This is a genomic window from Caballeronia sp. J97, from assembly GCF_905220305.1.
Classification (GTDB): Bacteria; Pseudomonadota; Gammaproteobacteria; order Burkholderiales; family Burkholderiaceae; genus Caballeronia.
The window spans coordinates 21,712-44,990 of record NZ_CAJMZL010000011.1 but is presented as its reverse complement, the minus strand read 5'-3'; the positions used below and the strand labels follow the sequence as shown (position 1 = coordinate 44,990).

20 protein-coding genes are annotated in these 23,279 nt (G+C 64.3%); 5 read left to right on the top strand and 15 right to left on the bottom strand.

Features of this window, described 5'->3' with window-relative positions; translation table 11 throughout:
• Positions 1-25 precede the first annotated feature (25 nt).
• Genes U4Y90_RS16165 through argH form a run of 7 tightly spaced genes read right to left on the bottom strand, consistent with a single transcriptional unit; the run spans position 26 to position 7,088 of the window.
• The gene (locus U4Y90_RS16165; protein ID WP_321795909.1) at positions 26-1,402 is read right to left on the bottom strand and encodes an MmgE/PrpD family protein; all 1,377 of its coding nucleotides are present in this window, start codon (positions 1,400-1,402) and stop codon (positions 26-28) included.
• Complete coding sequence (locus U4Y90_RS16160) at positions 1,399-2,280, bottom strand: polysaccharide deacetylase (protein ID WP_321795907.1); 882 nt, start codon at positions 2,278-2,280, stop codon at positions 1,399-1,401. The genes U4Y90_RS16165 and U4Y90_RS16160 overlap by 4 nt, the downstream gene beginning before the upstream one ends.
• Positions 2,277-3,143, bottom strand: a complete 867-nt coding sequence (locus U4Y90_RS16155; RefSeq protein WP_321795905.1) for a polysaccharide deacetylase — start codon at positions 3,141-3,143, stop codon at positions 2,277-2,279. Before U4Y90_RS16155 ends, U4Y90_RS16160 begins: the two co-directional genes overlap by 4 nt.
• Complete coding sequence (locus tag U4Y90_RS16150) at positions 3,130-3,966, bottom strand: ABC transporter substrate-binding protein (protein ID WP_321795903.1); 837 nt, start codon at positions 3,964-3,966, stop codon at positions 3,130-3,132. The genes U4Y90_RS16155 and U4Y90_RS16150 overlap by 14 nt, the downstream gene beginning before the upstream one ends.
• Before the next feature lie 47 nt (positions 3,967-4,013).
• Positions 4,014-4,778: an amino acid ABC transporter ATP-binding protein gene (locus U4Y90_RS16145; protein ID WP_321795902.1), complete on the bottom strand. Its 765-nt coding sequence runs from the start codon at positions 4,776-4,778 to the stop codon at positions 4,014-4,016.
• A 10-nt stretch (positions 4,779-4,788) separates the two neighbouring features.
• Entirely contained in the window at positions 4,789-5,661 is an 873-nt protein-coding gene (locus U4Y90_RS16140; RefSeq protein ID WP_415749362.1) for an amino acid ABC transporter permease, read from the bottom strand.
• Positions 5,655-7,088: an argininosuccinate lyase gene (gene argH / locus U4Y90_RS16135; protein WP_321795900.1), complete on the bottom strand. Its 1,434-nt coding sequence runs from the start codon at positions 7,086-7,088 to the stop codon at positions 5,655-5,657. Before argH ends, U4Y90_RS16140 begins: the two co-directional genes overlap by 7 nt.
• 127 nt (positions 7,089-7,215) lie before the next feature.
• On the opposite strand from argH, the gene U4Y90_RS16130 reads away from it, so the two are divergent.
• On the top strand, positions 7,216-8,103 hold the full coding sequence (locus U4Y90_RS16130; protein WP_321795899.1) for a LysR substrate-binding domain-containing protein: 888 nt from the start codon (positions 7,216-7,218) through the stop codon (positions 8,101-8,103).
• Positions 8,104-8,345: 242 nt separating this feature from the next.
• Here the strand turns inward: U4Y90_RS16130 and U4Y90_RS16125 are convergent, their stop codons facing one another.
• Entirely contained in the window at positions 8,346-9,503 is a 1,158-nt protein-coding gene (locus tag U4Y90_RS16125; RefSeq protein ID WP_321795898.1) for a CaiB/BaiF CoA-transferase family protein, read from the bottom strand.
• 176 nt (positions 9,504-9,679) lie between these two features.
• On the opposite strand from U4Y90_RS16125, the gene U4Y90_RS16120 reads away from it, so the two are divergent.
• Positions 9,680-10,093, top strand: a complete 414-nt coding sequence (locus U4Y90_RS16120; protein WP_321795897.1) for a hypothetical protein — start codon at positions 9,680-9,682, stop codon at positions 10,091-10,093.
• Positions 10,094-10,271: 178 nt separating this feature from the next.
• On the opposite strand, the gene U4Y90_RS16115 is transcribed toward U4Y90_RS16120, so the two are convergent.
• Genes U4Y90_RS16115 through U4Y90_RS16105 form a run of 3 tightly spaced genes read right to left on the bottom strand, consistent with a single transcriptional unit; the run spans position 10,272 to position 13,068 of the window.
• The gene (locus U4Y90_RS16115) at positions 10,272-11,921 is read right to left on the bottom strand and encodes a GMC family oxidoreductase (RefSeq protein ID WP_321795895.1); all 1,650 of its coding nucleotides are present in this window, start codon (positions 11,919-11,921) and stop codon (positions 10,272-10,274) included.
• Entirely contained in the window at positions 11,918-12,529 is a 612-nt protein-coding gene (locus U4Y90_RS16110) for a thiamine pyrophosphate-dependent enzyme (protein ID WP_321795894.1), read from the bottom strand. Before U4Y90_RS16110 ends, U4Y90_RS16115 begins: the two co-directional genes overlap by 4 nt.
• Positions 12,526-13,068: a thiamine pyrophosphate-binding protein gene (locus U4Y90_RS16105; RefSeq protein WP_321795893.1), complete on the bottom strand. Its 543-nt coding sequence runs from the start codon at positions 13,066-13,068 to the stop codon at positions 12,526-12,528. Before U4Y90_RS16105 ends, U4Y90_RS16110 begins: the two co-directional genes overlap by 4 nt.
• A 30-nt stretch (positions 13,069-13,098) precedes the next feature.
• Between U4Y90_RS16105 and U4Y90_RS16100 the strand changes: the two genes are divergently transcribed.
• The gene (locus U4Y90_RS16100; RefSeq protein ID WP_321795892.1) at positions 13,099-13,857 is read left to right on the top strand and encodes a Crp/Fnr family transcriptional regulator; all 759 of its coding nucleotides are present in this window, start codon (positions 13,099-13,101) and stop codon (positions 13,855-13,857) included.
• A 980-nt stretch (positions 13,858-14,837) separates the two neighbouring features.
• Entirely contained in the window at positions 14,838-16,370 is a 1,533-nt protein-coding gene (locus tag U4Y90_RS16095; RefSeq protein WP_321795891.1) for a DUF1254 domain-containing protein, read from the top strand.
• Positions 16,371-16,377: 7 nt separating this feature from the next.
• Here the strand turns inward: U4Y90_RS16095 and U4Y90_RS16090 are convergent, their stop codons facing one another.
• From U4Y90_RS16090 to U4Y90_RS16080, 3 genes are all read right to left on the bottom strand, one after another.
• Positions 16,378-17,259, bottom strand: coding sequence for an acyl-CoA dehydrogenase family protein (locus U4Y90_RS16090; RefSeq protein WP_321795889.1), 882 nt, complete (start codon positions 17,257-17,259; stop codon positions 16,378-16,380).
• 71 nt (positions 17,260-17,330) lie between these two features.
• Positions 17,331-18,146, bottom strand: coding sequence for an IclR family transcriptional regulator (locus tag U4Y90_RS16085; protein ID WP_321795887.1), 816 nt, complete (start codon positions 18,144-18,146; stop codon positions 17,331-17,333).
• The gene (locus U4Y90_RS16080) at positions 18,143-18,922 is read right to left on the bottom strand and encodes an IclR family transcriptional regulator (protein ID WP_321795885.1); all 780 of its coding nucleotides are present in this window, start codon (positions 18,920-18,922) and stop codon (positions 18,143-18,145) included. Before U4Y90_RS16080 ends, U4Y90_RS16085 begins: the two co-directional genes overlap by 4 nt.
• A 398-nt stretch (positions 18,923-19,320) precedes the next feature.
• Here U4Y90_RS16080 and U4Y90_RS16075 point away from each other — a divergent pair, with 398 nt between their 5' ends.
• The gene (locus U4Y90_RS16075; protein ID WP_321795884.1) at positions 19,321-21,231 is read left to right on the top strand and encodes a feruloyl-CoA synthase; all 1,911 of its coding nucleotides are present in this window, start codon (positions 19,321-19,323) and stop codon (positions 21,229-21,231) included.
• Positions 21,232-21,294: 63 nt separating this feature from the next.
• Here U4Y90_RS16075 and U4Y90_RS16070 read toward each other — a convergent pair whose 3' ends face one another.
• Complete coding sequence (locus U4Y90_RS16070) at positions 21,295-23,172, bottom strand: AMP-binding protein (protein ID WP_321795883.1); 1,878 nt, start codon at positions 23,170-23,172, stop codon at positions 21,295-21,297.
• Positions 23,173-23,279 lie beyond the last annotated feature (107 nt).

Below are 23,279 nucleotides of genomic sequence, written 5' to 3'. Positions count from 1 at the left end.
TCGACGCCCGGCGTCCTCGTGCCCGCTAGCTGATCTCGATCTCGTACGACCCGGTGCGTCCCACGAGCAGGCGTTCGAGCATGTTCGCGTCCGCGCATGCTTCGACGTTCAACACGGCATGTGCCAGCAAATCGGCTGCGTCGTTGCCGATCACATCGGCCGCGAGGCTCCGGTACTTCGTCAGCAGTTGCGGATCGTCGAGCGGACGGCGCGGGTCGCCCAGCGGGATCGTCGCCTGCAGCGAGCGCACCGTGCCGTCGGCGTACGTGACGGTGACTTCGGGTTCGTCGAGATCGGCGAGCGATGCATCCGGTTCGAGGACGATCCGATGCATCATCGACGCGACGCGCTCGTCCCCGCGCGCGCGTCCGACGAACGCGTCGATGCCCGCATTGCCGAACACGACCGCGGCGGCGAGCGCGTAGGGCATGCTCATTTGCGCCGATGCCAGATTGACCGGCTCGCGGCCGCCGCACATCCCGTGAACGAATTCGCTGAGCCTCACGCGCACATGCGCGACGGGGCCGCCGCTCGTCAGTTCGATGAGCGCATCCAGCGCCGAATGAATGCTGCGGCAGCATGCATGCGGCTTGATCGAGCAGCGCATGATCTTCCAGTTCGCGCCGAGCTCCGCGACGAGCGCTTCGGGATTCCCCGAATCGGGCGCGAACGTGCGCAGGAAGCCGCCCCACACGTCCTCGAAAACGCGGGTCGCGCCGCTCAGCCCCTGCGCCGCGAGCAACGCGGCCGTGAGGCCGCCTTCCGCCGCGCGTCCGGAATGCAGGCGCTTGGTCTGCGACCCGTCGTGAATGAAACCCCAGAGTCCTCCCGCGAAGCTTGCCGCATGCCCGAGCGCCGCGCCGATGCCGCGCGCATCGAGACCGAGCACGCGCGCACTGGCGGCGGCAGCGCCGAACACGCCACAGGTCATCGTCGAATGCCAGCCGCGCGCATTGTGCGCCGAATAGCCGCCGCACGCTTCGAGCACGCGCCGCGCGGTGTCATAGCCGAGCACGATCGCATGCAGCAACGCCCGACCGGAAACGGGGCGCCCGACACGGCCGAGCGCGGCGAAAACCGCCGGCACGACGACCGCGCCCGAGTGATCGCAGCCGCCGGAATCGTCGAGTTCGAGCGCATGCGCCGCGACGCCGTTGATGAACGCGGCATCGCGTGCATGCGCGCGTCGCGACGTGCCCCATACGATGTCGTCGCCCGTCGAATCCATCGCCGAGCGCGCGGCGCGCGCCGGCTCCGTGCGCGCGCCCGCGAGCGCCGCGCCGAGCGTATCGAGCAGATGCCGTTTCGCTTTCTCGACGACCTCATGCGGCAGATCGTCGAACGACGAATCCGCGATGAAGTTCGCGAGCCGGTCCGATAGAAAGTGCTCTCGCTTGTTCATAAGACGGTGTTCCTGTGACGCTCGAAAATCTCGACCGGATGTCCCGATTCGTTGGCATTGCATCGCTCGCGCCACCACGACGCAGCCTGCGCGCCGGTCGCGAACCAGACATCGCCGCGTGCGCGCATCGTCGCGAGCAAGGTCCGCAGAACGCCGATGCGCCCCGCCGTCCCGATGATCTCCGGATGCAGCCGCATCACGAAGCACAGGCCGAAGCGATGAAACGCCTCGAAGTCGCGCGTCCAGTTGCCGAGCACTTCGCGATACGACGCAATGCGCGACTGGCCGACCGGCACCGGCGGCGCGAGATTGAACGCAAAGTAAGGCTCGTCTTCGAGCTCCGCGTGCAACGGCAATTCGATCAGCGGCGCATCGCGATGGTAGTAAGGCAGGTCGTCGCCATGCCACGTCGAAGTCCATGCGATGCCGCGCGCGTGCAAATGCGCGGCGAAGCCCGGCGCCCAGTTGCCGATGAACGGACGAAAGCCCACGGGCGCGCGGCCCAGGGCCGCGGTGAGCGCGGCATGGCCGCTGTCGAACGCATGCTTCTGCTGCGCGAGATCGAGCGCATCGAAGTCCTCGCAGGCATCGCCGCTGATGCCGATTTCGTGGCCCGCCGCGTCGATCCGCTCGACGAGATCGCGATGCGTGCGCACGACCTGTCCGGGCACGAACCAGCTCGAAGGCACATCGTATTCGGCGAGTGTTTCGAGCAGACGATGCACGCCGCGCTTCGCGCCATACCGCCACACGGACAGCGATTTCTCGCGGCTCTCGATAGCCGGCGTCCGCGTGCGAATGCCGAGATCGTCGTTGAAATCGACGGTGAGAATCACGGCCGCGCGGGCGCCGCCCGGCCATTTCGCATCGTTCGTCATGTGCCTGCCTGATCGCTTGCCTGTCCGCTCGACCGCCACCAGTCGGCGACTTCGCTGCCGGTCGCGAACCATGCGTCGCCCGCCGCGAGCATGTGATCGATCAAGCCCTCGATGAGCGCGATGCGCCCGGGCTTGCCCGACACCTTCGGATGAAACAGCGTAGTCATGCAAAGCCCCTCTTCGTGCGAGCCGTCGAACTCGCGCCGCCAGTTGTCGAGCGTCGTCTCGTAGCTCGCGATGCGATCGAGGCCCGCCGGAAAGTCCGGCCTGCGCTGATAAGCAAGCGACGCGTAATCGTCCAGCTCCCAGCGCGCGGGAATCTCGATCAGGCCGCTCTTCGCATCGAGCACATAGGGACGATCGTCGCCGCGCATCGAACTCGAATAGCGCACGCCGAACTCCGCGAGAATGCCGGCGGTCTCGGCAGTCCAGTCGCCCGATGGCGTGCGAAAGCCGACCGGACGCACGCCGAGATGACGCTCGAACCGTTGTTTCGATATCTCCATGACCTCGCGCTGGCGCTCCGGCGCGAGCGTCCAGAACGCTTCGTGCCGGTAGCCGTGATACGCGACTTCATGACCGCCGCGCACGATCTCGCGGCATTGCGACGGCCAGTTCTCCAGCACCCACGCGGGTATGAAGAACGTCGCGCGCACGCCGCGCTCGCCGAGCACATCGAGAATCCTGCCGAGCGCGCGCCACGGCCCATAGGCGCCCAGCGTAAAGTACGCGGGATTGCGCCAGATCGAGCCGTCGAGCATGGCGCTGCCGGTCGGGCCGTCGAGATCGAACGCGAGCGCGATGCACGAGCGCTCGCCATCGGGCCAGCGCGGCCTCGCGGATCGTGTATCAGTTGCTTGCATTGATCAGCGCCTTTTGAACGCCTTGTTCCTGCAAGCCCCATTTGGCGAGAATCTTCTGATAGGTGCCGTCTGCGATCAGTTGATCGAAGGCCTTCGTGACGGCGTCGTTGACGGCCGTGTTGTCCTTCGCCATGCCGACGCCCATGTATTGCGACATGAACGGCGCGCCTATCGTCACATAGGCGTTCTGATCGATCTTGTTCTGGTACGGCATGGTCTCGCCGCCCTGCACCGCTGCGTCGAGCCGTCCCTGTCGCAGTTGCATGCGCGCATCCGACGAACCATCGGTGCCGACCACCGCGATCGGCTTCTTGCCCGTCTTCACGCAATGTTCGTCGCTCCACGCCTTGATGTTCGTCGGAAACGACGTGCGCCGGCTCGAACCGATCGTCTTGCCGCACAACATATCCATGTTGGGGAAATCGCCCGCGCGCGTTTTCAGCGCATAGAACTGCGGACCGCTCTTCAGATAGTCGAGAAAGTTCACCGATGCGCGCCGCTCGGGAATATCCGTCATGCCCGACAAGATGATATCGACGCGCCGGGTCGCGAGCGCGCTCAGCATCTGATCGAAGCTCGTCTCCTGCCATACCATCTTCACACCCATTTTCGCGGCGAGCGCTTCGCCGAGATCGATGTCGAAGCCGGTCAGCTTGTCGGTTTCCGGGTCCTTGAACTCGAACGGCGGATAGTTCGGCACCACCGCGGCGACGATTTCCTTCTTCCCCGGCGTGGACGCTTGCGCGCTGGCCGCATCGACATGCAGCAAGGCGGCGGCGCACAACAATGCACAGAGACTTTGCAAACGAAGAGTGGCTTTCATGAAACGCTCGCTTTGGAATCGATTGATTGAATGACCTTCGGACGTTCTCAAGCCAGCACCGCGGAAATGAAATCGCGCGTGCGGGCATGGCGCGGTTCGGACAAGAGCTGCTCCGGCGGTCCGGCCTCGACGATTTGCCCCTGATCCATGAATACGACGCGATTCGCGACTTCGCGCGCGAAGCCCAGTTCGTGGGTGACGATGATCATGGTCATGCCGCTTCGGGCGAGACCGCGCATGACGGCGAGCACTTCACCGACCAGTTCGGGATCGAGCGCGGACGTGGGTTCATCGAACAGCAGCAGTTGCGGATGCATCGCGAGCGCACGTGCGATGGCCACCCGCTGCTGCTGGCCGCCCGAGAGCTCAACGGGAAACGCATCGCACTTGTGGCCGAGCCCCACGCGTTCGAGCAGCGCGCGCGCTTCCTTCACGGCTTCCCCGCGCGGCCGCTTCAGCACATGCACCGGGCCTTCGATCACGTTCTCCAGCGCCGTCATGTGCGGGAAGAGATTGAAGCGCTGGAAGACCATCGCGGTCGCGAGACGCTGCCGCGCGATCTCCTTCTCCGAGAGTTCATGAAGCCTGTTGCCCGACTGCCGATAGCCGAGCAATTCGCCCTTTACCCAGAGCGATCCTTCGCTGATCGTTTCGAGCTGGTTGATGCAGCGCAGGAACGTGCTCTTGCCCGAGCCCGAAGGCCCGATGATGCACAGCACTTCGCCCTCGGCGACATCGAGCGTGATGCCCTTCAACGCCTGGAACTCGCCGAACGATTTGCGCACATCCGATGCGCGTACGATTGGATTCATGCGTGTCTCCTCACTGACGGCTCGACGCCCGGCCCGCGCCGCGCGCATAGCGCCGCTCGACGCGCGTCTGCAGAAACGAAAGCACCGTGACCACGACGAGATACCAGATCGCCCCTACTATCAGCAGCTCGATCACGCGTCCGTTCGCGTAGTAGATGTTCTGCGCGTTGTGCAGCATCTCCGCGTACTGGATCACGCTCGCGAGCGACGTGAGCTTGACCATGCCGACGAGCTCATTGCCGATCGGCGGCACGATCACGCGCATCGCCTGCGGAAGAATGACGCGACGGAGTGCCTGAAGGCGCGGCATGCCGATCGACTTCGCCGCTTCGTATTGCCCGGTATCGACGGACAGCAGCCCCGCGCGCACCACCTCCGACGTATATGCACCCTGATTGATGCCCAGCCCGAGCAGCGCCGCGAGAAACGGCGTCATCACATCGACCGTGCGCAGCGCGAACACGCCCGGAATGCCGATGGTCGGAAACACGAGTGCGAGGTTGAACCACAGGAGCAGTTGCAGGATGACCGGCGTGCCGCGAAAGAGCCATACATAGCCTTGCGCGATGGAGCTCAGCACCGGATTGCTGGAAAGCCGCATCACCGCCGTGACGACGCCCAGCGCGATGCCCAATGCCATTGCGAGAATCGTCATGACGATGGTGTTGACGAGGCCCGTCAGGATCGTGCGCGCGGTGAGAAAGCGCCCGACCGTCTGCCATTCGATCTGACCGCGCGCGAACGCCGCGACGATATATCCGATCACGACGACGATCGCCGCCGACGCCACATAGCGGCCCCAATATCTGCGACGCACGCGCTCGAGCGCCGGCGGCGGCTCCGCCGTCATCGAATGCTGCGTCTGCTCCGCTGCGCTCAACATGTCGGACCTCCGTATTCGTTGGCCCATTCGCTCTGCCGCGCGAGCGCCAGCTTCAGGCGATCGATCTGCTCGACGACGCGCGCCGGCGCCGTGCCGCCGAAACCACTGCGTGCATCGACGGCGGCTTCGAGCGTGAGACGATCGAGCACGTCCGCATGAAGGCGCGGATCGACCGCCGCGAGCATGTCGGCCGTTACGTCGGACAACTCGATGCCGCGTTCCTCGCACACCCGCACCAGTGCGCCGGTGATCTCGTGCGCCTCGCTGAACGGAATGCCTTCGAGCGCGAGCCAGTCGGCCACTTCGGTCGCGAGCGTGAAGCCGAGCGGCGCCTGCCTGCGCAATTCGTCGACGTTCACGCGCATCGTGCGGATCATGCCGGCCATCGCGGGCAGCGTGAGCGCGAGCGTGTCGATGCCGTCGAACGCGGCGTTCTTGTCTTCGGCGAGATCGCGGTTGTACGCGAGCGGCAGCGACTTGAGCGTCGCGAGCAAGCCGCTCAGATTGCCGATCAGACGCCCCGCCTTGCCGCGCGTCAGTTCCGCGATGTCCGGATTCTTCTTCTGCGGCATGATCGAGCTGCCGGTCGCGTAGCCGTCGTCGAGCTCGACCCAGCGGAACTGGAACGAGGTCCAGAGAATCACTTCCTCCGAGAGACGCGACAAGTCCACCGCCAGCATGCTCGCGACGAACAGGAATTCGGCGACGTGATCGCGCGCCGCGACGGCATCGATGGAGTTCTCGCAGGGTCCGTCGTAGCCGAGCTCGCTTGCGGAGAGCGCCGGATTCACGCAGATGGCCGAGCCCGCGAGCGCCGCCGCGCCGAGCGGCGAACGCGCGCTGCGCCGGTCCCAGTCGATCAGGCGATCGACATCGCGATAGAACGCCTGCGCATGCGCCAGCAACTGATGCGCGAACACGACGGGCTGCGCCGGCTGCAGATGCGTGAAGCCCGTGCTGTAGCTGCGCAGATGCACCTGCGCCTGAGCGACGAGCGCATCCTGCAGCGCGATCACGTCGCGAGCGATCCTGCGCGCCTTGTCGCGCAGGAACAGGCGCAGGTCGTTGGCGGCCTGGTCGTTGCGCGAGCGTCCGGCGCGCAGCTTCGCGCCCGCCGCGCCGAGCCGTTCGGTCAGCACGCGCTCGAGGAACGTGTGCACGTCCTCGTCGTGCGGCGACGGCGCAAGCCGCCCTTCGAAGAATTCGGCGCGCACCTGCTCCATTTCCTTCAGCAGGTCTCGCAGTTCGTCTGCGTTCAATATGCCCGCCCGCTGCAGCTCGCGGGCATGCGCCTTCGAGCCGGCCAGGTCATACGGCGCGAGCCTGAAAAAGCTTTCCTCGGAGCGCGACAGCGCCTTGAGCTCGGCCGCGGGCGCCGATCTGAAACGTCCGCCCCACAGCCGTTCGGTCCCTTCCGTCACCTTCATGCCTCGTCCTCGTCACGTTGAGTTCACGACGAGCATAGGCCTACAATTTTTTTGTTTGTAGCGAGATTTTGAACCTGCTTTAATGAAATTTTTCTCAGCATCTCGACCGTGAGACTGTCGAACGATCATGCGTAGCCGCCTGCCGCCGCTCAATCCCCTGCGCGCTTTCGAGGCGACCGCGCGCCATGCCACCGTCGCCAAGGCCGCCGAGGAACTGAACGTCACGGCGAGCGCGGTCAGCCATCAGGTGCGCGTGCTGGAGGAATCGCTCGGCGTCGACCTGTTCATTCGCTCGCGGGCACGGCTCAAGCTCACGCCGGCGGGCGAAGCCCTGCTGCCCTCGGTGCGCGGCGCGTTCGAGATGATCGCCACGGCGGTCGCGAAGGTGGGCGAGACCGTCGTCGCGGGCGATCTCGTCGTGTCGGCGCCGCTCTCGTTCACCTCGCGCTGGCTCGCGCGGCATATCGGCGACTTTCTGCATCGCTATCCGTCGATCAAGCTGAAGTTGATTCCGTCGAACGACGACAAGGAAGTCTATTCGGCTGACGTGGATGTCTGCATCCGCTACGGCGATGCGCACTGGAAAGACCGCTCGGTCACGCTGATCGAGCATCCGTCGCTGTATCCGGTGGTGAGTCCCGCGTTGATGAACGGCCCGAAGGCGATCCGCACGCCCGACGACCTGCGCCACTATGCGCTGTTCTGCGAGCATGCCGGTTCGTGGATGCGCTGGCTCATGGAAGCCAAGGTGGAACATCCCGAACGCATGCGCATTCTGGAGATCGGCAATGCGCATATCGCGGTCGAGGCCGCCCTGCACGGTCAGGGTGTCGCACTCGGCGACAGCATCTCCGTGCGCGACGATCTCGTCGAGGGCACGCTGGTGCGGCCGTTCAAGGCTACCGTGCCGTCGCGGCATCCGTACCACATCGTGCGGCCGCCGGAACGCGCGGATTCGCCGCTCGCATCGGTGTTCGTCTTCTGGCTCGAACGGCATCTGAGCGAATCGGCATGAGTCTCTTGCGGCTCGCGAGCATCCTCACCTTGAGTACACACGGTCTGCCAGAACGTTCTGGCTGTCGCCGTTCGCTTGCATCGGCTCACTTGATGCGACAAATCGTGGCCGGAAATCGGACAAGCCGGGATATTAAGGCGCCCCGTAACGGAGTGCGGCACACGTCTTCCCCGAATCGGACAAGCGTGACGGTCCATCGCGCTGGCCGCGCGTTCACGGTTTAAAGGAGTTTCAAACGGGATTCAGACGGCGCAACCCAACCCTTTCTCGCGCAGCCGGGCCACGGCGGCTTCGTCGAAGCCCCAGGCGCGCAGCGCATCGCGACCGCCTTCGCCGCGTGCGGGCGCGGGGGCGGAGAGTTTCGAAGGCGTCACGGAAAAGCGCGGTGCGGGCGCCGGCTGCATCGCGCCGCCCGACTCGACGAAGCTGCCGCGCGCCCGATGTTGCGGATGACGCGGCGCCTCCGAAAAGCTCAGGACCGGGGCGACACAGGCGTCGCTGCCTTCGAACACGGCGCACCATTCGTCGCGCGTGCGAGTCAGGAACACCGCTTCGAAACGTTCGCGCAAGACCGGCCAGCCATGTCGATCATGCTGCTTCGGCAGGTCTTCTCCGGCGAGGCCGAGCTTGTCCAGCAACTGAGCATAGAAGCGCGCCTCGACGGCGCCCACCGCCATGTAGCCGCCGTCGCGCGTGCGGTAGCTGTCGTACCAGGGTGTTCCGCCGTCGAGCAGGTTGCTGGCGCGCTCTTCGCGCCAGAGTCCCGACGCGAGCATTCCCCAGACTACCGAGCCGAGTTGCGCCGCACCGTCGATCATTGCGGCATCCACAACCTGGCCTTCGCCGCCGCGCTGCACGTTCAGCAATGCGGCCACCACGCCGAGCGCCAGCAACATCCCGCCGCCGCCGTAGTCGCCGACGAGATTCAGCGGCGGCGTCGGCGCGCCTTGCGCATCGCGGCCGATGCCGGAAAGCACGCCCGAGAGCGCGATGTAGTTCAGATCGTGGCCCGCGCGCGCCGCGAGCGGACCGGTCTGCCCCCAGCCGGTCATGCGGCCGTAGACCAGTCGCGGATTGCACGCGAGCGCCTGTTGCGGCCCGAGACCGAGACGCTCCATGGTTCCGGGACGGAAGCCTTCGATCAACACATCCGCGCGCGAGATCAGCTTGAGCGCGGCCTCGCAGGCCTGCGGCTCCTTGAGGTCGAGCGTCACGGAGCGCCGGCCGCGCCCGACCACGTTGACATGCTTGCCCGCCCGTTTCGGGCCGAGGTCGTCCGGTTCGACAGGCCGGTCGATGCGCAGGACGTCCGCGCCCATATCCGCGAGCATCATCACCGCGAATGGAGCGGGGCCGATCGCCTCGAATTCGAGGACGCGAATTCCACTGAGCACACCCACGTTTTGTCTCCGTTGTCTCTGACGCATGTCGCTCGGTCGTCTTCCGGCATCGAAGACGAGCGCTTGCTTAGTAAGTCAGATTGGCGTTTTCGTGTGGCCACCCTCATCGGGTAGTGCGAACGGAAAGAGCGCATGCGGCCGCCCTGCGTTCAAGATAAAGAAAAAGGATCGACTTTGTGGCGCGGGTGAACATCGCCTCGGCGATCGTGCTCGGCAAGTTCCAGAACAACAGCTACTTCTTTGGGATCGCGGGCTTGCAGAACTACGGCTTGCTCAACGACCCACGCTTGTCGCCGTCGCTCACGCCCGGCGCGAACGTGTTCAACGCCAATGCGTCAGGACCGTGGGTCACCAATGGCGCGTTGACGGCCACTGCCAACGAGATCTACACGGACATCCAGACGCTGTTCAACGCGCTCGCGCTGCAATCGGGCGGGTTGATCGAGATGGATGCCCGCATGACACCCTTGCCGGTAGCCATTCGCGCCATGCGGTGGCGGATTTCGGCATCACCGAGCACGTGCCGAAGGCGTTCTTCGAACAGTGGCTGGTGGATCATCAGGAGTTGCCCGCCGTCAAGAACGGCCTGATCTTCGCGCACAATCAGACGGCGTCGGTCGAGGCGAAGGCGCAAGAGCGTACGGAACTCGAGCGCGGGCTCGATTCGCTGGCCACGAATCGATCGTACTCGCAGGTCCTTGCAGAACCCTCTCGGACTACAGCAGGCGCTGGACTTCTTGCTCTGCGCCTGCTGTATGCAGCCAACCTTCAGCTCGGGAGCATTACTCCGTACCCCGATAGTTCGTGTTGCGAAAGAATCAGATCCGCTGCTTTCTCTCCGATCATGATCGACGCAGCGTTTGTGTTGGACGAGCACATGGTTGGCATGATCGACGAATCGGCCACACGAAGCCCTGTCACACCACGCACACGAAGTTGGGGATCGACGACTGCCATGTCGTCGATCCCCATTTTGCATGTGCCGATCGGGTGCCAGCTCGTCTGCCCGGAAGTCTTGATGTAGTCGAGCAGGCCTGCATCGTCCTGAAGGTCAGGGCCCGGTCGGGTCTCGCGCACGATCAGGCTAGCCAAGTGCGGCTGCCGCGACACGGCTCGCGCAAGGCGCAGGCCTTCGAGGATAGTGATCCTGTCGGCTTCCGCGGTCAGGTAGCGCGGCTCGATCACAGGTGCGTCTTCGGGATTTCTGCTCCGGATGTGAATGCGGCCCCGTGATTCCGGACGGAGTTGAAAGAAGCCCACGCCGAACCCGGGAAACATGTCGAGGCCATTGCCCTTGGCATACCGGTCGGCCCCGGTGACATGGGAAATCTGAATTTTGACGCTCGGCCTGGTCTGATCGGGACAGGTGCGCGCCAGCGCATGGACACTGTTGGCTGGTGTGGACATCACGCCTCGTCGCGTCAGCATGTATTTGAACCCCATCCACCTTCGCCGCATTGAACTCGCCATGATTTCGTTGAGCGTGATCGCACGTGCGCAGGCGAACGTGATGCGCGATTGCAGGTGATCGATCAGGTTTTCTCCGACCCCCGGGAGATCGTGTTGTACGGAGATGCCGAGATCCTTCAATTTGTCGGCATTACCGATGCCGGAGAGTTCCAGCAGTTGCGGCGACTTTACCGGGCCAGCGCAAAGAATGACTTCCCGCGCCGCCATGGCGCGCTTAGTCTGTCCTTCATGCTTGTACTCGACGCCCATGGCTCGTCCATTCTCCAGGATCACGCGCGACGCGTTCGCTTCCGTGACCAATCGGAGGTTCGCATGCCGCCGGCCATGGAGATAGCCGATGGCCGTACTGCAACGTCGGCCTCGGCCGACGGAAAGCTGAAGATAGCTAACGCCTTCGTACTCGCCGCCGTTGTAGTCGGTCGCGCGCGGAATGCCGGCGCTTGCGCAAGCCTCGATAAAGGCATCGGAGAGTGGGTTGGGGTCGAGGTTTTGCACGGAGGAAATGGAGATCGGGCCATGCCGTCCGCGCTGCGAATCGTCGCCCAGCATCGCGCTTTCCAGTCGCTTGAAATAGGGCAAGAGCGACGCGTAGTCCCAGCCGGCGTTGCCGAGGCTTGCCCAATGATCAAACTCCGCCGGCTCGCCGCGCACGTAGATCATGCCGTTGACGGAGCTCGATCCTCCGGGCATGCGCCCTCGCGGCCAGTAGATCTTCTGCCCCGCAAGCTGCATTTGCGGCTCCGTGAAGAACTTCCAGACGTAAGCCTCGTCGTGCAGCAACTTCGCGACACCAATGGGCACGCGCACCCAGAAGTCGTTCTCGCGACTGGCGCCCGCCTCCAGCAGCAGCACGCTGCCCTTGCTACGTTCAGCGAGTCTCGTGGCCAGTGCGGCGCCGGACGATCCAGCGCCCACGACTACATAGTCGAAGTATTCTGCTTGAGTCATGCGATGATCCCATTTCGATGATTCGCGTACCAGACGCTCAGTCGTTCCGCTTCCACGCACATGCGCTCGAATTGCCGGTCGGGAATCTCCGGGAGCGGCGCATCGGGGCCGTAGCGCGACGGCTCGGGATCGACTTCCAGGGTGATGAAAGTCGGACCGGGCTTGTCGAGCAAGCCTGGTAGCGCCGCCTCGAAAGCCGAGGCATCCTTGAACCGGTACGCCTGCCTGTAGCCGGCGGCCAGTGCCGCAGCCGTGAAATCCACTGTCCCGGCACCAGGTACTGCCAGAGCGCACGCGCCGGCAAACTGCACGCCATTTTCGATCACCACGTGAACGAAGCCGGACGGACCGTTCTCCGCGACGGTGACCAGCACGCCGAGTTGCATGAGCAGACTGGCGTCGCCATCGACGACAATCACACCGACGTCGGGTCGTGCCAGTGCAAGCCCCAAGCCGAGGGATGCCGCACCTCCCATCAGCGGAACCGAACTCAATCGCCGCTCCGTCAAGCCGAGCTGATCCATTCCGTGCATGGCGCTCATCGTCGCAACGATCACACGTCCGTCGGCGGCCCGGGCGATCGACCGGCAAGCTTCTGCGATCCTCATTGCGCGACCTCCCGGCTCCAGGCAAGCGGGCGGTTCACGATCAACGCCGCAGGCCCTCGACGGCTATCGGCGGCATCCAGCGCCTGTTCTACCAACGACAAGTCATCGTCGCTATCGAGCGACCAGAACGGTACGCCCAGTGTGTTGAGCATGGGTTCGAGCAGGTTCACGACGCGGCGGCGCGACTGGGTCGAGGCAGCACCGAAGTTGGATGTCTCGCGGCCGAATTGCCCGATCAGGAAGAAACAGGGAATGCGCGCATCGAGTGCCACGGCGCGCACGGTGTTGACGCATGCGTAAAACCCCTGATTCTGGACGGCGATCACGGGTCGTTTTCCGGCCACGGTGAGCCCTGCGGCCGTGCAGACGGCCTGATCCTCGTTAGCGGTGCGAACGAGCGACAGCCCGCTATCTCCACGTTCGATGGCCAGATGCAACGCGAGTTGCACAAAATCCGGCACTGTCACAAAATGACTTAGCTTGGCGCGTCTGAGTGCGCCAATGACGCCAGCTGCGCTGGCACCCTGTTCCTTCGGCATCGTGGACTCCTCCATTATCTGAATCGTTACGTGGCCCAATTCTATGAACGCGGTTCTTTAATATCTGTAAAAAACATGACAGATGCAGCGCGCGAAAGAAATGCCGCGTTGAGCGCGCAGGTGTTACGCCAGACGCCATGGTTTGCAGATTGCAGTGCGGCTTCGATGGAGAGCCTTCGTAGCGAGGCTCGCTTGCGCGTGCTGGCGCGAGGCACTACGCTGACACACCGTGGCGATGCCGTAAAAAGCCTATGTGTCGTGATCGAGGGGGTGCTAGAGGTCAGCGCCACCAATGTCGGCAAGCGTCACATACTCGGGCACCTGCAAGCCGGGCAGTTGATGAACCTGATTCCGTTCGTCGATGGGCAGGGCGCCATTCATGATGCCGTCGCACACACGGATGTCCTGGTGCTCCTGATTGGGCGGGAGCCATTTCAGCGGCTGGTAGCCGCGGAGCCAAGGCTGCTGAATCGGTTGATGCGCGTGCTTTGCTTGCGTTCTCGCACCAGCTACTCGCGGCTGGTTGAAAATGCAACACTGACCTTGCGTCAGCGCTGTGCGTCGCTGTTGCTGCAACTCATCGAGCCTTATGGGTTGCCGTCGCCCGATGGCACGGCGATTTCGCTGAAGCTCTCCCAGGAGGAGTTTGCGTTCATGCTCGGCTGCTCGCGGCCGATAATCAACCGCGAGTTACGGCAACTGGAAAGCGAAGGCGCGATCAGGAAAACCTACTCGCACTATGTCATCGCCGACTCCGACTTATTGCGATCGATCGTGGATGCGGGCTGACTACCCGCAATACCTGCGGTTGACCGCGCAGACACGGACGTTCCCCCGGAGCGGTGCAGATCGTAGCCGTCGAAGCAACTCGACTACCCTTGAGGGTTTCGCGACCGATGCCCCTACGATGCCACCGACATCGTCAAGCCGACACACAATGCAAAGGCTGCTTCAAAGCTGGCGGCGTGACCGCTGTCCTTGATCAAATAGCCCGTGACAACAGGCGCAATAATTCCACGATCGATGCGATGGAATTGTCCGCAACCAGCACCGCGCTGTGTTGGGGACGGCAACGATCACACCGATCATTGCGTGAACCAGGCGTGTGTTACTGCAGCAGATGCGATCGAGATGCCTACAAGGGGAACGCGCCATGTCGTCGGCAAGTTGCAACTCCAAACCGCGACCGGCTCGGCACGAACAACCATCAGGGTCAGGCTGGAGAGTCGTCCACGTGTGCAACGGCTGCTTGCGCCGCGCCAGCCAAGTAGTCGATATGGTGAAGGGAGCCGTCAAGGCGACGATGGTGGCGTAGAGCTATCCTGACGGATGGCCGAGTAGTCGAGCCCGCGCGAGAACCAGCGGGTAGTCGTGTGAGGGACGGTGCGTAGGACCATAAAGCGACGGAGTGCAGCATGAAGCATGCGTGTGCTTCATCAGGAGCACGAGGTAAGGCGGCTGAGTTGACTGGTGACAGGTTCAGCGCAGTCATGATGGGCAACGCAGCAGGCCGACGGCCTGCTGTCCGTTTTTGTGTGTTGCATTTTGGGATGCGAAGCATCACTTGGATGTACCAATTGGAGGCGGCTGGCTTTGTAATGAATCATTGCCGGAAAGCCTGTCCGTTAATTTCCGTAAAAAAATCGATAGATTCGCGCCCAGCGAGGATGGGCGGCCCACGGCGTCAATCTTCCCTGCTATGATTCGACAGATGCTTGTTTGCAAGCAAGCAAGCAAAACTAAGAAGAACTAGCCGATAGAGGGGTATCGTGTCAAAGCCAATCAATATCTTATCTCATCCGCAGGTTCAGCAAGACTCTTGCAGCCCCGGCGTCCATGACCACGGAAATCGACAGGAAGGCGAATCGCTGGCACCACGTGGTGCGATGCGGCGCAGCTTGCTCGCGGCTTCAATCGGGGTTCCGGCGTATGTGATCGGCAGCGCATTGATGCCCGCAACAGCTCTCGCAGGATCACTGACGCCAGCACAGGCACGCGCGATCGCGAAGGATGCCTACATTTACGGCTATCCGATCGTCGATAGCTACCGGATTCTCTATTCCTATTTCGTCGACAAGAACAGCCCGGACTATAAGGGACCATGGAACGAGGTTCACAACACGGCGCATGTCTTCACTGCCGATGACAAGGCAATGCAGACGCCGAACTCGGATACACCTTATTCGGAGCTTGGGTTGGACCTTCGCACGGAGCCAATGGTGCTGACCATGCCTGCGATCGATAAGGGGCGATACTACTCGGCGGAATGCAACGATCTCTATACGTTCATCTTCTCGTACATCGGCTCCCGGAGCACGGGAAACGAAGCGGGCAATTTCCTGATTGCCGGACCGCACTGGAAAGGTACGAAGCCTCCGGGCATCAAGAAAGTCATTCATTGCGAAACAGAGCTCGCATTCATCTTCTATCGAACGCAGCTTTTCAACGCTGCAGACCTTGAGAACGTCAAGAAGATCCAGGCTGGATACAAGGTGCAGCCGCTCTCGAAGTTCCTCGGGATGCAGGCGCCACCCCCCGCGCCGGCGATCGACTTCATGAAGCCGCTGTCGGTGGAAGAGGAGAGGACGTCCACCGCGTTTTTCGACGAATTGAATTTCGTCTTGCGTCTCTGCCCTACGCATCCGTCCGAGACCAGTCTGATGGCCCGCTTCGCGAAGCTTGGGATCGGTGCAAACGGAAGCTTTGATTCGCGCACGTTGTCACCGGAGATCAGGAAAGCAGTCGAGGCGGGGATGGCCGATGCATGGGCCGCACTGGCGGATTTCAACAAACGCGCGGATGCGGGCGAGATCGGTAGTTCGGACGTATTCGGTAGCCGGGCATTCCTTAAGGACAAGTACATCTACCGGATGGCCGGGACCGTGCGCGGCATCTGGGGCAATGCAAAAGAAGAAGCGATTTACCCGGCGTATTTCGTTGATTCTGCTGGCGAGAAGCTCGATGGTGCGAAATATCGGTACAAGCTGCGCTTTGCGCGAGATCAGTTGCCGCCAGCCAATGCTTTCTGGTCACTCACGATGTACGAGTTGCCATCAATGCTGCTGGCTGCTAACCCGCTCAATCGCTATCTGATCAATTCGCCGATGTTGAAGGAACTGAAGCGTGACAAAGACGGCGGCCTGACCCTGTATGTGCAGTCGGATTCTCCTGGACCTGACAAGCAGTCCAACTGGTTGCCTGCTCCGAGAGGCCCGTTCTTTACTGCGTTGCGTGTGTACTGGCCGAAGCCGGAAGCGCTTGATGGGCGATGGAAGGCGCCGCCGTTGCAGCGCGTGCAATGAATGGACATCAACAGCCTGACAAGGATGGTCTCGGGTCGAACTCGCCGCGCGCGTTGCAGCCGATCGCGGCGAGGGCCGTGGCGCCCAACGGCGGATTGACGCCCCCGGCGCTCCCCGTGGCATTGCCGCCGATCATTTCGCGCTCGTACGTCAGTAGGTACTTGGCGATATCCCAGCCCGCATTGACTTCGCCGACGAGGTTGGACTTTTCGACGCGCACGTCGTCGAAAAATGTCTCGCAGAACGGCAACTTCCCGGAAATCAGCGTGATCGGGCGCGTGCTAACGCCGGGGGTGTTCATGTCGAACAGCACGAAGCTGATGCCCGTGTGCTTGGACGCCTTGAAGTCGGTGCGCACGAGACAGAAGATCCAGTCCGACTTGCCCGCGTGCGAGGTCCAGTCCTTCTGGCCGTTGACGATGTAGTGATCGCCCCTGTCCTCGGCGCGCGTCTGGATGGCGGCCAGATCGGAGCCGGCGTTCGGCTCGGAATAGCCCTGACACCAGCGAATCTCGCCGCGCGCGATACGCGGCAGGTGCTCCAGCTTCTGCGCGTGCGATCCATACTTGAGCAGCGCCGGGCCGAGCATGGCGATGCCGAAGCTCTCGAGCGGCAGCCGGCAGCCGAGCGCCTGCATTTCTTCGCGCAGGACTTTCGCTTCGTCGCGCGTGAGTCCTCCGCCGCCATATTCGCGCGGCCACTCAGGCACGGTCCAGCCGCGCTCGCCCATGCGCTCGAGCCACTGGCGCTGTGCCGGCGATCTGTACTGGAACTTGCGGCCGCCCCAGCAGATGTCGTCGTCGACGAGCATCGGCTCGCGCATTTCCGACGGACAGTTCGCTTCGAGCCAGACGCGCGTCTCCTCCCTGAATTTCCTTAGGTAGTCCAAATATCCTCCTCGTTCGACGAAAAGCCCGGTCGTGCATCTCGCGCTTGTCGCGCCTGCTGCCCGGCGACGTTTCAACGCATGCCGAGCAGCGTCTCCAACTCCTGCACCAGCGCGACGAGCTGGGGCGCCACCGCGCTTTCTACCGCGGCGAACGTCATGCCGTCGACGGGCACGCCGCAGTTCACCACGAACAGGCGCCCTTCGAGCGGGCGGCCGAGCGGCACCGCGAAGCCATAGACGTCGTCTCGCCATTCGGCGCGGCACGCGCAATAGCCGCGCTGCTCGAACGCGCCGCGGATGGCCGGCAATTGCGGCACATGGCGGCGCCACGCCACGGGATCCATGAGCTTGATCCGGTTGAGCGTCTCGTCGCGCTCCCTCGCGCCCGCGCGGCACAGCCAGGCGCGTCCCATCGACGTGGTGAGCATCGGTAGCGTTGCGCCGATGTCGGGCGTGAACGCGATCTGCTCGGTCGAACGCGCCGTCTCCACGTAAACCATGTGGGTGCCGTCGCGCAGCCCGATCGAGACCGCGCCGCCGATGCGATCGGCCAACGTCTTCATCAGCGGCTTCGCGATCTGGCGGATATGCAGGCCCGCAAGCAGCGAATAATTCGTCGACAGCACGGCGGCGCCGAGCCGGTATTTGCCGAGCACCGCGTCGCGCCGTAGATAGCCGAGCTCAGTGAGCGTGTGCGTGAGCCGCGCGACGGTGGGACGAGAAAGGCCCGTGCGCTCGGCGAAGTCCTTGTTGCCGAGAATCGTGTCGCCCACCCGGAACGCGAGCAGGATGTCGAGGCCGCTCGCGAGCGTGCTCGCGAATTGACGATCCGGCTCGATCACGGGCGTTTCCTCGTCTGCATGCGACAACGGCAGGCGCGCGGTCACAGCCGCTCCAGTTCGGCTTCGATTTCGCGCACCATGTGCAGCAGCAGCGGCGCTATTTCCCGCTCGAGCTTGCCGGGCGTCAGACGCGCGCGCGGCACGCCGCAATTGAACGCGAGGATCTCACCATCGACTTCCCGGCGCATCGGGACCGCGACGGCATACCCGTCGCTCAGCCACGCCGCCTCGCACACGCAGTAGCCGTGCGCCGCGAAGGTCTGTCCGGCCTGCGCCCAACCCGCCTGCTGGCTGCGCCATTGTTCGGCGTCCGCTTCGCGCAGCGCTTCGAGCACCGTTGCGCGCAATGCAGCCGGAACCTGGCAGAGCCACGCGCGGCCCATGGCTGTGGCGAGCATAGGCAGCGAGCCGCCGATGTCGGGCCGAAAGGCGCTCGATTCGTGGCCGCGACTGGTTTCTACATAGACCATCTGCAGGCGGTCGCGCATGCCGAGCGACACGGGGCCGCCCACGCGATCGGCGAGGCGCGCCATGCGTGACCGCGCGATCTGCCGAATCTTCATGCCCGCCAGCAGCGGATAAGCAAGCGACAGCGCCGTCGAGCCGAGCCGGTAGTGGCGCAGATCGACGTCGTACTGGAGCAGGCCGCGCGCGGCGAGGGTATATGTGAGCCGGCTCACCGTCGCCTTGGACAGGCCCGTGCGTTCCGCGAGCGCCTTGTTGCTCAGCGTGGTCTCGCCCACCCGGAAGCATTGAAGCAAGGCCAGTCCATGCGCCAGCGTCGTGGCGAAATCGGGATCCGGATGACGGGGGCGCGGCATGAGAGCATGGACTCCACCAAGTTTGCGACGTGCGAAAGCATCATAGCGCCCGCCATCGGTTTTGACGTGATTCGTAATTCAAGATATCGAAACATTTATCCAAATCCGCGGACGCTCCGGGTAGTCTGCTTCCAAGTTTGCAGGCTGGACGCTCTCCAGTGCGCACACCCTTCATCCGAGTCGGGCGATGGTCCGGGATCTCACGTGAACGTGCCCGACAAGCCGCGTAGTTCACACGCGCGCGAATTAACTGATAGGATACCGAAACGATAGACGCGACAAAAAGACTGGCGCGACGCGGTGGATGAGCACCACGTGCGCGTCTTTCTGCGCGTTCCGTCGCGCGTCACGTACGAAACGATCGACAAAGAACAAGTCAGAATCAGGAGACGAGACAAGTGCAGACAGCAAGCATCAAACAAGGCACGGCCCGTAGCGCGGCAGGCACGAACAGCATCTGGCGCGCGCCGAAGTTTCCGGAGCGGCCCACGTCGGTCGAGCGCCGCGCGGACGGCAGCCTGATCCTGCGCTGCGAGGCTCCGCTGCGAGCCAGCGGCAAACAGGGGTTGCCTGATTTTCTTCGGGACTGGGCGCAGCGGCGCGGCAATGCCATCGCGTTCGCCGAGCGTGACGCTGCGGGAGCATGGCGCACGCTGTCATGGACTGCGCTCTGGCAACAAGTGCGGTCCGTCGGCGCGGCGCTCCTCGAACTGGGGCTCGACGAAAACCGGCCGCTGATGCTGCTCTCGGGCAATTCGGTCGAGCAGGCGGTCGTGCTGCTGGCAGCCGAATACGCGGGCGTCCCGACCGCGCCGGTCTCGCCGGCCTACTCGCTCGTCAGCAAGGATTTCGTGCGCCTGAAGAGCGTGGTCGATCTCGTGCCGCCCGCCGCCGTGTTCGTGCAGGACGCGGCACAGTTCGCACGCGCGCTCGGCGACATCAACGCGCACCTGGCCACGCGAGTGCCGGTGATTGCAGTCAATGGCGCCGCTAACGGGCAGATCGGCTGGACCGACCTCGTTCGCACCGAACTCACCGTTGCGCGGCGCGAAGCGCTCGCCGCCGCGCGCGCGAACATCGACGCCGGGCAAACCGGGCGCGTGCTGTTCACGTCCGGTTCGACAGGAATTCCCAAGGGCGTGGCCCTTTCGTACGGCAACATGCAGACCGTGGCCGACTACTACGCCGATATGTTTCGCGCGCTGGTCGAGCCTCAACCGGTCTTTCTGGACTGGCTGCCGTGGCATCACGGCCTGGGCGGCCTGCTCAACTTCACGCGCACGATCACGCTCGGCGGCGCGTACTACATCGACGACGGCCGTCCGCTGCCGGGACAGTTCGAGCGAACCGTGCGCAACCTGCGCGAAATTTCGCCTACCGTGCTGACCAGCGTACCGTCCGCGTGGAGCATGCTCGTCGGCGAGCTGGAACGCGATCCCGAGCTCGCACGCAGCGTCTTCGCGCACGTGATGAACTTCAGCTATGGCGGCGCGAGCCTGCCGGGCGACGTGCGCGAGCGTATCGAAATCGTGGCCGAGCGCACGGTCGGCGAGCGCATCACGTTCTGCTCGGGACTCGGCTGCACCGAAACCAGCGGCATGGGCGTCTTCTGCAGCTGGCCGACCGACGCGCCCGGCAATGTCGGCGTGCCGATGCCTGGCGCCGAGGTGAAGCTCGTGCCCCTCGAAGGCGGCGACGGGCGCTACGACATCCGCATGCGCGGCCCGTTCGTGTTCGCGGGCTATATCAAGCGGCCCGATCTGACGGCGGCCGCTTTCGACGATGAGGGCTACTACCGCCTCGGCGATGCGGTGCGGCTCGCCGTCCCCGGCGATCCCACCGGCGGCCTACAATTCGCGGGGCGCGTCGCGGAAGACTTCAAGCTCGGGAACGGCACGTGGGTCTTGACGGGCGCGGTGCGCCTCGGTCTCGTCGAGCGATGCGCGCCGCTTTTGAACGACGCGATCATCTGCGGTCACGACCGCGGCTATGTGACCGCCCTCGCCTGGCCGAACCTGAACGCCTGTCGTGCGCTGGCGCCGGAGCTCGCAGAGCTGGATGCGCAAGCCCTCGTGACGCATCCGCTCGTGATCGAAGCGATTCGGGCGCGCGTGGGGGCCGCTCACGGTACCGGCGCGAGCGTCACCGTGAAACGCGTGATGCTGATGGCAGAGCCGCCGTCGATGGACGCGGGCGAGATCTCCGACAAGGGATATGTGAATCAGGCCATCGCACGCACGCGCCGCGCGCACCTCGTCGAAGCGCTATACCGCAGTGAGCCCGCTCCTCACGTCGCCTGCATGTCGTGATACGTCGAACCGGGCTCGCACGCGTGCCCGGTTCGAGCACCAGAACGCGATCCCGCGGCCGACTCAGCGAAGACAGGCGACGTAAGCCTCGGGCATATCTTGAAAAAGCACCTCGATCAGCTCCGCACGTCGCATCCGGCAGGCGGCCTGATTGACGTAGCCCTTGTCCGCGATCTCATTGGCATCGATCGACGGCGGCTCGGCCATCAGCAGCACGCGCCTCACGACGAGACTCGCGCCCGTGCCCGCCTGCGCACCCAGACGTTCGGCCAGCGCCGCAACCACAAGCGGATGCCGCACGAGCGCGGCGGCGTCGAGTCCGTCGAGCGCGGGCGCAAGACGCCGCAAGGCCGCGATATCCGGCCATGCCAGCGCCGCGACATAGTCGCGGTCGTGGCCGCAGATCACTGCGTCCGTGAGCAGCGGACCGCATTGCTCCAGCAGCGCGAGCCGCACGTGGCCCGTGCGGACCCACGTGCCGCTCGCGAGCTTGAAGTCTTCGGCGATACGTCCGGCGTAGAGCAAGCCGCGCAGCGGATCGCGAGGATCGGCGAGCCGCACGGCATCGCCTGAACGGAAGTACCGCTCTTCGTCGAATGCAGCGGCGCTCAGCTCGGGCGCATCGAGGTAGCCTTCGAAGATCGAACCGCCGCGCAGGCGAAGCTCGTAGCGCCCGTCGTCGCTTGCGAGCGGGACGAGCTTTGTCTCGATGCCAGGACCCGGTACGCCGACGTTGCCCAGATCGCCCGAGGGCGACGCCGGATACGTTCCCATGCCGTTCGTCTCGGTTGCGCCGAGCGACGTGCGAAACGCGATCCGCTCGCCGACCGTGCGTTCGGCGACGCGCTGGATGCGCTCCCAGACGTCGCGCGCGAGACTGGCGCCACCGTAGCCGAAGCTCACGAGCCGCGCGAAGAGTTTTTGCGCGAGCGCCTCATCGCGCTCGAGTGCGTGGGCGAGCATCGCGAATGCGGCTGGCGCGCTGCTGAAGATCGTCGGCGAGACGTCGCGCAGATTGCGCAGCGTGCGCTCGAAGCGCCCCGGTTGCGGCGAGCCGTCGTCGAGATAATAGCTCGCGCCCGTCACCATCGTGCGCCCGAACGATACGAGGCCGCCCATCGTGTGATGCCACGGCATCCAGTCGAGGAAAACCGGCTGCGGCTCGGCGAGCGGGCCGAACAGATACGCCAGATAAGCCGTCGCATCCTTCAGGTTGCCGTAACTCGCGGTCACCGCTTTCGGCGCCCCCGTGGACCCCGACGTGAAGAGCACGCGCAGCGTGTCGGCGGGATGGTTGGCGGCGCGCGCGCGGGCGAGTGCGGCGACGCGCGCCGGCGTCAGCTCGGTCGAGGCGAGTGTCGACCACGCATGACGGATATCAGTGGCGCCGTTCACGGCGATGACGGGCAAGCCGGACGCGCCGAGTGCCGCGATGGCCGGGTCGAACGCGGGCCGGTCCTGCACGAAGAGCGCAGCCGGACGCACGAGGCCGAAAATGTCCTTCAGTCTTTCGAAACTGCGGCCCGCCTGCGAATACGCCGGCGAGACGGGTGCCGTGGGGATGCCGGCATACTCGGCCGCGAGAAGCAGCAGCGCCTGCTCGATGGCGTTGCCCGACAGCAGCATGATCGGACGGCGGGGCCCGAGGTCGAGATCGAGCAACGCCGCCGCGACGGCTTTCACCTGACGCCAGAGTTCCGCCCAGGCGATCGTGCGCCATGCGCCATCGGCATCGCGTTCGCTGAACGCCGGCGCTGCTCCGCGCCGCTGCGCCCAGTACGCCGCGAAATCGGCGAAGCCGTTTTGGGGCACCGCCGGCGCGGGCGACGACGACAGCACCACGGTGCCGTCGGGGAACGTGCGCGATTCTGTCGGCCAGGCGGGAACACGGGCGCAACGATATCGCGGCGCCGGCAGGCGTTCGGCTGCGGAATGCGGCATGCTGGTCTCTCCTCGGGGATGCGCGCCACGGACGATCGACTGAGGACTGCGGTTTCCGGCAGGACAACGCCGCGGCTCGAAAATCGGGACAACGCAATGGAGTGTGG